Raw genomic sequence first — 10,202 nt, 5'->3', positions numbered from 1 at the left:
TATATAATTAATTTTTAGTACAAAATTAATCAATTATATCATAAATGATTCCCAATTATCTAACAAATATTCAAGCAAAAATTTCTCAAGCTTCTGCTTGTTTTTCACAAGAATCAATTGTTTCTCCTTATCCTCTAAATTAAATCTAACAATAACGGGTTTACACTCTGAAGGACTTCTCTTAACTCTTATATCATTAATAATTTTATTCAAAGAGCTCTGCATAAAATCTTGCTCACTTACATTTTCATTTTCTAAATAAGCACCGATTTTAATATATCTATATATCATAGTTCTACTAAACTTATAATCTAAACAAAACTCATAAAAATTATCATACCCATCAAATCTGTATAATTTATTCTTCTTTATCTCATAAAGAGCCTTGGCTAATTCCAGTTTATTAACAACTTCCTCTAAAGTCCGGGCTTTAATTTCCTCTTTAAGTTGTCTATATCTTGATCGAGCCTTTTCTTTATCGGAAATATCCTCAATTTGAGTGACATCGCCCACCCTGCTTTTAATAGTATTAAGTATATCCATCTTCATCTTCATTCCTTCAACATAAATATTTGTAAACTGGTTTACAAATATTTATGTTGTTTTTATATTTTCAATACCTTCAATAACTTCAGCAACCTTTAAATATTCATTATAATACCGTTCGCTCTCCTGAGGCTCTAATCTATAAGTAACCATCTTCTGAATAGCAACACTTCTGTGAATTTTAATCGGAACATATTCTTGATAAAGTTGTTGTAAGCTATAAAAAAATTCTTTCTTTATTTTTCTATTTTCCTCGTAAAGAGTTTGAATAACATAATAACTCTTAAAATCCTGTTTCTGATAAGCACTAATAATCTCTTGCATTTTACTTTTCAAAATATCATAACTTTCAATAGCCCATAGCTCTGCTGGTAAAGGAATAACAACCTTAGTCGCAATCATCAAAGAATTAATAAGCTCTTTATTAACCGATGGAGGAGTATCAATTAATATATAATCATAATTATCGAAATAAGGGGTCAAAATCGTTTTCAACTTATACTCCTGCCCAATAATATTCTCTCCTGAAAATTGAGAAAGCTTAATATGCGATGGAGCAAAGTGCAAATTATCTGTTATTTCATGAACAATACTCATAAAAGACTTTTTAGACTTTAATACTTCGTAAATATTATATTCCCTTATGTCGATTTTGTTTTCAAAATAAGGAAGAAAATAAGAAGTAACACTGGCCTGAGAATCAATATCTATAAGTAAAGTTTTATACTTTTTAGAAAAAATAAATCCCAACATTATTGCTGTTACACTCTTACCAACTCCACCCTTAATTGAAGAGATTGTTATAATATCTCTCACCCCATACCTCTAGAATCTAAACACTTAAACCTTTTATCATAAAAAAGTTTATCTAAATTATCTTCAGCAATTAAGAATTCCTCAGACAAAGAATTAACAACACCAATATCTTTTGCCTTAATTGAGATATTAAGCTTTTTAATCTTATTTTTTATTGTAAAATAAGAAATATTATTAATTTTAGCCAAAAAAAGAGGAGTATAATATTTTTTTCCCTCATATTCAATGAAAAAATTTTTCAAATTTGTTGTCTCTGCCAAACTCAACTACCTTTTTGCAATTCTTTCTTTAGCTTACTTTTAATAAGATTTTGGGCTTCTTCACTTAAAAGCAACTCCCTTTTCTTAAAAAACAAGTCTTTAGAAGAAATTACACCTTCAATTTTATTTTTTTTAATATATCTCGAAAGATAAGAAGAATCACTATATCCCATCTCCTTTGAAAATTCTTTCAAATTCTTTAAAGAGTTTAAAAATTTTAATGTAATTCGCACAACATTCTATCTCCTAAATAAGTTTTCATTAATAGCACAAATTATAGTCTAATATAACTAACTTTATTATAAACTATGAACATCATTTTGTAAATCAAATTGACAAAATAATTTTTTTAGTATATATATATATTATGCTGATTTTGTTTTTTAAAAAAAGAGACAAAAAAGACCTAAAAATCAAGGTCTTAAACAAACTGAAATAAAGGATAAATCGATGAAAAATTTAAATTTATTTTTATATAATAACAGTAAACTCAAAAAAAATCAAGTTAGACTAATAAAAATAATCTCCATCTTAAAATATCTAAACAAAAACAAGTTAGGGTATAACCAACAAGACATACTTAACTTAGCTAACTTTTTTTTAAAAAAAGAGGGTTACGCGATCATTAAAATGAAAACATTACAAAAAGATTTGGGCTTCCTCAAAAAAAACAATGTAATAAAAACATTCATAATAAGACTTGGGGAATACAAAGGTTCAAAAATAAAGTACATGCCAAAAAGAAATGCATATCAAATATTAAAGCAAATACTCAATTCAACAGAAGAACTATTAGAAAGAACATTCAATATTATATATAAACTAAGCAAACAGGAAAAAATCAAAAATAAAACAGAGCAAAAAAATAGAACAAAAAATAGCAGTGTATATAATAATATAAATAATAATATAAATAATAAGAAAAAAACGATAATAGAAAACAATAAACAACCACAAACAATAGAAAAGATATTAGAAAAATACATGTTACACAAGGGTAAACAACAAAAAAAGACTACCAAGATATAAGGATACAGAGAAAAAATTAATAAATGAGCTAAAAAAAAGAAAGAAAAAATAATTACAAGTATAAAATTAAGAATTTTTTCAAAAACCTAATATACTTTGTAATAGCTAAAAATTTGTCAGAAAGAACATAAAACCAAACACACTAACAAAAACAAAAAAACTTCTTTACATTAAATAGACAAACTTTTTAAATTGAAAATAAAAAATTTATACAAATAATTAAAATGACACATTACTTTTAAAGTAATCTCAATAAGAGATAAAGGTTATTCTCTCACCGAAGAAGTACCTTTGTTAAGGTATTATAAATTTCACAAGAGAATTAATATCATTATAACATTATAATTCCTGCAAAGATCATATTAAAGTCATTACTAAAGATCCAGTAAAACACACTCATACTGCCTTAAAGACAAAGGGATTTAAAAGTACAGAGATTATCTATAAATCACAGAAATATTGCCTCTATAAATAGAAATATCACCTTTATCCCCCCAACTTTTTTCAGAAAATAAATGAGGACTAAAATCAAGCAATTACTTGTCAGATTCATAAACCTCTAATTGTCTCTTGATAAGTAAAGATTATTATAATTGATGTGTATACCTCCTTGAGGTATAAAGGATTTTAAAAAACACTTGTAGAGAAAATTTTTTGAGTGAAAAATCTATGTATGAAATAAATAATCTTCTTCCGTTATACAAATAAAAGAAAACCCCTTGGGGAAGGGGATTATTTAAAAGAATGTATGGTATGAAGTAAATATTGATAATAAATTCTTTTAATTTTAAAAAGGAGAATATTTAATAATTAATTATTAGTTCAAAAATTAACCATTTCAAGTTTTTCTAAAATATTGCTTAAAATTTTAGATAGATATACTAATATTGATCAATAATCGTAAGATTTCAACTCATATAAGTATTTACCACTTTAATGACAGATTACTTGCAAGTGAAATATTGATAATTTGCCTTATATTTATTTTGAGAGATGAGGACAAGAAGTCTTAACTATAATTTTTGAATATGTTGGGAATTAAGATAGACTATTATATTCTTAATTTGAAATCTCTTCTATTAAGAATAAGTTTTACTTAGAATACAAGAAAAGAAAGCCCCTACTCCTACGTCTTGTTTTTGGAGAGGATTGATAGGAGTGTTGGGGACTGTTGATAGAATGCTTTCTACCGCATTTATATCTGTTTATAATATTATTTTATTTTTTTAATTTTGTAAATATTTTTAAATAATTTTATTATATTCAATTACAAGACCGAATATTCACATAATATTGAAGCAATTGCCGTTGCAAGTAAGTATAAATAAGTTAATAATAGTTAATATTTGTAAGTTATTACCGATTTTTACCATTGCAAATTTAGGATGTATTTTGATTAAATACACTGCACCTTATTATCTTGCGTTAGAAATCATGATCAAGGTTTTTTTATTGCTTGTAAGAGTCTCATTTGACCCGTTTGCAATGAAGAAATTTTTCTTCTTCTATTTCTACAGTTTAATTCTTGATTTATTTTTTTATTCAATTCTTGCATTTTTTTAATCTCTAAGGCACTTGGTTCATAGTCGATCCATTTTTTGTCTATCCACCCTTTTTCCCATTCATAATAGCCTTCATTGTAGTTAGTTCTATTAAACTCATCGAAATGTCTTGAAAGTGCTGATATTAATTTTGCACCATACTGGAGCATTTTATCTGTTTCTATCTTTGAGATAAATTCATCATATCCATAGGTTTTACCCGTTTGCATATTGATAATATCAACAATTAATTTAAAGGTATTTATGCAATTCATTGCAATATTACCAAATGGAAGATCCGGACTACTTAAGCACTTGATGTTGATCTCATATTTACTCTTTAAACTTCTAGGTATTTTGAAGAAATCGACTATAAATCCATTAACTTTGGCTTTGTAATTTGCCTCATACTGAGAATCGCCGAAAAAGGTTTCTCGATTACCTTCGGTCATATGATTATCATAATTCAACATCATAGGCAACTTTTTTTCTTGAATATTATCTTGTTTAGTATTTTCCATCCCATATCCTTTTTAGATCAAAAAGTTTTGATTTGATCTCATACATTATTATAATATATATTAAATAAGAATCGATACAAATGGCTGGTGATTTTTTTAGTATGAATTTTTTGTTTGCTTAAAATAAGCTTAACACTCCTTTACCCGGAATCATTATTTTTTATATTTGATATTGTTTTTTTGCTGGTTTGTGGTAAATTTAATTTATCTTTAACCTTTAACCATTTATAAGAAGCTTTGAGCAATCAATTTTCTCAGAGCTTCTTATTGCTTTTACTACACAGTACTAATATAGTACATAGTTTAATTATTGTAAAACTGATAAATTTGAATTGGTTATAATTTTTTTAGAAAAAGTTCTCTATGAGCAGATATTTATGCGCTGCTATACTGTTGACGTATGTCTTACTCTTTTGAGTCTTTATGGTCAAACAAACTACCCGTAAGACAATATATTTAAATAGACTATCTATCATTGGTACTATATTAGTACTGTGTAGTAAAAGCAATAAGAAGCTCTGAGAAAATTGATTGCTCAAAGCTTCTTATAAATGGTTAAAGGTTAAAGATAAATTAAATTTACCACAAACCAGCAAAAAAACAATATCAAATATAAAAAATAATGATTCCGGGTAAAGGAGTGTTAAGCTTATTTTAAGCAAACAAAAAATTCATACTAAAAAAATCACCAGCCATTTGTATCGATTCTTATTTAATATATATTATAATAATGTATGAGATCAAATCAAAACTTTTTGATCTAAAAAGGATATGGGATGGAAAATACTAAACAAGATAATATTCAAGAAAAAAAGTTGCCTATGATGTTGAATTATGATAATCATATGACCGAAGGTAATCGAGAAACCTTTTTCGGCGATTCTCAGTATGAGGCAAATTACAAAGCCAAAGTTAATGGATTTATAGTCGATTTCTTCAAAATACCTAGAAGTTTAAAGAGTAAATATGAGATCAACATCAAGTGCTTAAGTAGTCCGGATCTTCCATTTGGTAATATTGCAATGAATTGCATAAATACCTTTAAATTAATTGTTGATATTATCAATATGCAAACGGGTAAAACCTATGGATATGATGAATTTATCTCAAAGATAGAAACAGATAAAATGCTCCAGTATGGTGCAAAATTAATATCAGCACTTTCAAGACATTTCGATGAGTTTAATAGAACTAACTACAATGAAGGCTATTATGAATGGGAAAAAGGGTGGATAGACAAAAAATGGATCGACTATGAACCAAGTGCCTTAGAGATTAAAAAAATGCAAGAATTGAATAAAAAAATAAATCAAGAATTAAACTGTAGAAATAGAAGAAGAAAAATTTCTTCATTGCAAACGGGTCAAATGAGACTCTTACAAGCAATAAAAAAACCTTGATCATGATTTCTAACGCAAGATAATAAGGTGCAGTGTATTTAATCAAAATACATCCTAAATTTGCAATGGTAAAAATCGGTAATAACTTACAAATATTAACTATTATTAACTTATTTATACTTACTTGCAACGGCAATTGCTTCAATATTATGTGAATATTCGGTCTTGTAATTGAATATAATAAAATTATTTAAAAATATTTACAAAATTAAAAAAATAAAATAATATTATAAACAGATATAAATGCGGTAGAAAGCATTCTATCAACAGTCCCCAACACTCCTATCAATCCTCTCCAAAAACAAGACGTAGGAGTAGGGGCTTTCTTTTCTTGTATTCTAAGTAAAACTTATTCTTAATAGAAGAGATTTCAAATTAAGAATATAATAGTCTATCTTAATTCCCAACATATTCAAAAATTATAGTTAAGACTTCTTGTCCTCATCTCTCAAAATAAATATAAGGCAAATTATCAATATTTCACTTGCAAGTAATCTGTCATTAAAGTGGTAAATACTTATATGAGTTGAAATCTTACGATTATTGATCAATATTAGTATATCTATCTAAAATTTTAAGCAATATTTTAGAAAAACTTGAAATGGTTAATTTTTGAACTAATAATTAATTATTAAATATTCTCCTTTTTTAAAATTAAAAGAATTTATTATCAATATTTACTTCATACCATACATTCTTTTAAATAATCCCCTTCCCCAAGGGGTTTTCTTTTTATTTGTATAACGGAAGAAGATTATTTATTTCATACATAGATTTTTCACTCAAAAAATTTTCTCTACAAGTGTTTTTTAAAATCCTTTATACCTCAAGGAGGTATACACATCAATTATAATAATCTTTACTTATCAAGAGACAATTAGAGGTTTATGAATCTGACAAGTAATTGCTTGATTTTAGTCCTCATTTATTTTCTGAAAAAAGTTGGGGGGATAAAGGTGATATTTCTATTTATAGAGGCAATATTTCTGTGATTTATAGATAATCTCTGTACTTTTAAATCCCTTTGTCTTTAAGGCAGTATGAGTGTGTTTTACTGGATCTTTAGTAATGACTTTAATATGATCTTTGCAGGAATTATAATGTTATAATGATATTAATTCTCTTGTGAAATTTATAATACCTTAACAAAGGTACTTCTTCGGTGAGAGAATAACCTTTATCTCTTATTGAGATTACTTTAAAAGTAATGTGTCATTTTAATTATTTGTATAAATTTTTTATTTTCAATTTAAAAAGTTTGTCTATTTAATGTAAAGAAGTTTTTTTGTTTTTGTTAGTGTGTTTGGTTTTATGTTCTTTCTGACAAATTTTTAGCTATTACAAAGTATATTAGGTTTTTGAAAAAATTCTTAATTTTATACTTGTAATTATTTTTCTTTCTTTTTTTTTTAGCTCATTTATTAATTTTTTCTCTGTATCCTTATATCTTGGTAGTCTTTTTTTGTTGTTTACCCTTGTGTAACATGTATTTTTCTAATATCTTTTCTATTGTTTGTGGTTGTTTATTGTTTTCTATTATCGTTTTTTTCTTATTATTTATATTATTATTTATATTATTATATACACTGCTATTTTTTGTTCTATTTTTTTGCTCTGTTTTATTTTTGATTTTTTCCTGTTTGCTTAGTTTATATATAATATTGAATGTTCTTTCTAATAGTTCTTCTGTTGAATTGAGTATTTGCTTTAATATTTGATATGCATTTCTTTTTGGCATGTACTTTATTTTTGAACCTTTGTATTCCCCAAGTCTTATTATGAATGTTTTTATTACATTGTTTTTTTTGAGGAAGCCCAAATCTTTTTGTAATGTTTTCATTTTAATGATCGCGTAACCCTCTTTTTTTAAAAAAAAGTTAGCTAAGTTAAGTATGTCTTGTTGGTTATACCCTAACTTGTTTTTGTTTAGATATTTTAAGATGGAGATTATTTTTATTAGTCTAACTTGATTTTTTTTGAGTTTACTGTTATTATATAAAAATAAATTTAAATTTTTCATCGATTTATCCTTTATTTCAGTTTGTTTAAGACCTTGATTTTTAGGTCTTTTTTGTCTCTTTTTTTAAAAAACAAAATCAGCATAATATATATATATACTAAAAAAATTATTTTGTCAATTTGATTTACAAAATGATGTTCATAGTTTATAATAAAGTTAGTTATATTAGACTATAATTTGTGCTATTAATGAAAACTTATTTAGGAGATAGAATGTTGTGCGAATTACATTAAAATTTTTAAACTCTTTAAAGAATTTGAAAGAATTTTCAAAGGAGATGGGATATAGTGATTCTTCTTATCTTTCGAGATATATTAAAAAAATAAAATTGAAGGTGTAATTTCTTCTAAAGACTTGTTTTTTAAGAAAAGGGAGTTGCTTTTAAGTGAAGAAGCCCAAAATCTTATTAAAAGTAAGCTAAAGAAAGAATTGCAAAAAGGTAGTTGAGTTTGGCAGAGACAACAAATTTGAAAAATTTTTCATTGAATATGAGGGAAAAAAATATTATACTCCTCTTTTTTTGGCTAAAATTAATAATATTTCTTATTTTACAATAAAAAATAAGATTAAAAAGCTTAATATCTCAATTAAGGCAAAAGATATTGGTGTTGTTAATTCTTTGTCTGAGGAATTCTTAATTGCTGAAGATAATTTAGATAAACTTTTTTATGATAAAAGGTTTAAGTGTTTAGATTCTAGAGGTATGGGGTGAGAGATATTATAACAATCTCTTCAATTAAGGGTGGAGTTGGTAAGAGTGTAACAGCAATAATGTTGGGATTTATTTTTTCTAAAAAGTATAAAACTTTACTTATAGATATTGATTCTCAGGCCAGTGTTACTTCTTATTTTCTTCCTTATTTTGAAAACAAAATCGACATAAGGGAATATAATATTTACGAAGTATTAAAGTCTAAAAAGTCTTTTATGAGTATTGTTCATGAAATAACAGATAATTTGCACTTTGCTCCATCGCATATTAAGCTTTCTCAATTTTCAGGAGAGAATATTATTGGGCAGGAGTATAAGTTGAAAACGATTTTGACCCCTTATTTCGATAATTATGATTATATATTAATTGATACTCCTCCATCGGTTAATAAAGAGCTTATTAATTCTTTGATGATTGCGACTAAGGTTGTTATTCCTTTACCAGCAGAGCTATGGGCTATTGAAAGTTATGATATTTTGAAAAGTAAAATGCAAGAGATTATTAGTGCTTATCAGAAACAGGATTTTAAGAGTTATTATGTTATTCAAACTCTTTACGAGGAAAATAGAAAAATAAAGAAAGAATTTTTTTATAGCTTACAACAACTTTATCAAGAATATGTTCCGATTAAAATTCACAGAAGTGTTGCTATTCAGAAGATGGTTACTTATAGATTAGAGCCTCAGGAGAGCGAACGGTATTATAATGAATATTTAAAGGTTGCTGAAGTTATTGAAGGTATTGAAAATATAAAAACAACATAAATATTTGTAAACCAGTTTACAAATATTTATGTTGAAGAATGAAGATGAAGATGGATATACTTAATACTATTAAAAGCAGGGTGGGCGATGTCACTCAAATTGAGGATATTTCCGATAAAGAAAAGGCTCGATCAAGATATAGACAACTTAAAGAGGAAATTAAAGCCCGGACTTTAGAGGAAGTTGTTAATAAACTGGAATTAGCCAAGGCTCTTTATGAGATAAAGAAGAATAAATTATACAGATTTGATGGGTATGATAATTTTTATGAGTTTTGTTTAGATTATAAGTTTAGTAGAACTATGATATATAGATATATTAAAATCGGTGCTTATTTAGAAAATGAAAATGTAAGTGAGCAAGATTTTATGCAGAGCTCTTTGAATAAAATTATTAATGATATAAGAGTTAAGAGAAGTCCTTCAGAGTGTAAACCCGTTATTGTTAGATTTAATTTAGAGGATAAGGAGAAACAATTGATTCTTGTGAAAAACAAGCAGAAGCTTGAGAAATTTTTGCTTGAATATTTGTTAGATAATTGGGAATCATTTATGATATAATTGATTAATTTTGTACTAAAAATTAATTATATA

The 10,202-nt window shown here is 25.9% G+C and carries 11 protein-coding genes; 5 read left to right on the top strand and 6 right to left on the bottom strand.

The genetic code is table 11. From position 1 onward, the window contains the following. Positions 1-33: 33 nt before the first annotated feature. From bpuSUM_RS07325 to bpuSUM_RS07310, 4 genes are read right to left on the bottom strand one after another with little or no spacing between them, the layout of a single operon-like run. Complete coding sequence (locus bpuSUM_RS07325; RefSeq protein WP_247067338.1) at positions 34-549, bottom strand: chromosome replication/partitioning protein; 516 nt, start codon at positions 547-549, stop codon at positions 34-36. A 45-nt stretch (positions 550-594) separates the two neighbouring features. Next, a complete protein-coding gene (locus bpuSUM_RS07320) occupies positions 595-1,362 on the bottom strand; it encodes a ParA family protein (RefSeq protein ID WP_247067347.1) in 768 nt (255 codons plus the stop codon). Beyond that, positions 1,359-1,622: a hypothetical protein gene (locus tag bpuSUM_RS07315; RefSeq protein WP_247067371.1), complete on the bottom strand. Its 264-nt coding sequence runs from the start codon at positions 1,620-1,622 to the stop codon at positions 1,359-1,361. Before bpuSUM_RS07315 ends, bpuSUM_RS07320 begins: the two co-directional genes overlap by 4 nt. Before the next feature lie 2 nt (positions 1,623-1,624). Beyond that, positions 1,625-1,855, bottom strand: a complete 231-nt coding sequence (locus tag bpuSUM_RS07310; protein ID WP_247067362.1) for a hypothetical protein — start codon at positions 1,853-1,855, stop codon at positions 1,625-1,627. A gap of 217 nt (positions 1,856-2,072) precedes the next feature. On the opposite strand from bpuSUM_RS07310, the gene bpuSUM_RS07305 reads away from it, so the two are divergent. Continuing rightward, positions 2,073-2,651, top strand: a complete 579-nt coding sequence (locus bpuSUM_RS07305) for a plasmid maintenance protein (RefSeq protein WP_247067352.1) — start codon at positions 2,073-2,075, stop codon at positions 2,649-2,651. Positions 2,652-4,089: 1,438 nt separating this feature from the next. On the opposite strand, the gene bpuSUM_RS07300 is transcribed toward bpuSUM_RS07305, so the two are convergent. Next, positions 4,090-4,713, bottom strand: coding sequence for a hypothetical protein (locus tag bpuSUM_RS07300; RefSeq protein ID WP_247067360.1), 624 nt, complete (start codon positions 4,711-4,713; stop codon positions 4,090-4,092). A 776-nt stretch (positions 4,714-5,489) separates the two neighbouring features. On the opposite strand from bpuSUM_RS07300, the gene bpuSUM_RS07295 reads away from it, so the two are divergent. Next, the gene (locus bpuSUM_RS07295) at positions 5,490-6,113 is read left to right on the top strand and encodes a hypothetical protein (protein WP_247067360.1); all 624 of its coding nucleotides are present in this window, start codon (positions 5,490-5,492) and stop codon (positions 6,111-6,113) included. A 1,441-nt stretch (positions 6,114-7,554) separates the two neighbouring features. On the opposite strand, the gene bpuSUM_RS07290 is transcribed toward bpuSUM_RS07295, so the two are convergent. Further along, the gene (locus tag bpuSUM_RS07290; RefSeq protein WP_247067352.1) at positions 7,555-8,133 is read right to left on the bottom strand and encodes a plasmid maintenance protein; all 579 of its coding nucleotides are present in this window, start codon (positions 8,131-8,133) and stop codon (positions 7,555-7,557) included. A gap of 520 nt (positions 8,134-8,653) precedes the next feature. On the opposite strand from bpuSUM_RS07290, the gene bpuSUM_RS07285 reads away from it, so the two are divergent. The 3 genes from bpuSUM_RS07285 to bpuSUM_RS07275 are packed head-to-tail and all read left to right on the top strand — an operon-like array spanning position 8,654 to position 10,169. Continuing rightward, positions 8,654-8,845, top strand: coding sequence for a hypothetical protein (locus bpuSUM_RS07285; protein ID WP_247067350.1), 192 nt, complete (start codon positions 8,654-8,656; stop codon positions 8,843-8,845). Beyond that, positions 8,842-9,609, top strand: a complete 768-nt coding sequence (locus tag bpuSUM_RS07280) for a ParA family protein (RefSeq protein ID WP_247067347.1) — start codon at positions 8,842-8,844, stop codon at positions 9,607-9,609. The genes bpuSUM_RS07285 and bpuSUM_RS07280 overlap by 4 nt, the downstream gene beginning before the upstream one ends. A 44-nt stretch (positions 9,610-9,653) precedes the next feature. Then, positions 9,654-10,169 carry a chromosome replication/partitioning protein gene (locus bpuSUM_RS07275; RefSeq protein WP_247067338.1) on the top strand — a complete coding sequence of 172 codons (516 nt, stop codon included), beginning with the start codon at positions 9,654-9,656 and terminating at the stop codon, positions 10,167-10,169. Positions 10,170-10,202 lie beyond the last annotated feature (33 nt).

This window comes from Borrelia puertoricensis (assembly GCF_023035875.1).
Taxonomy (GTDB): domain Bacteria; phylum Spirochaetota; class Spirochaetia; order Borreliales; family Borreliaceae; genus Borrelia; species Borrelia puertoricensis.
The sequence above is the reverse complement of the archived record's forward strand: the minus strand, read 5'-3'. Positions and strand labels throughout refer to the sequence as shown.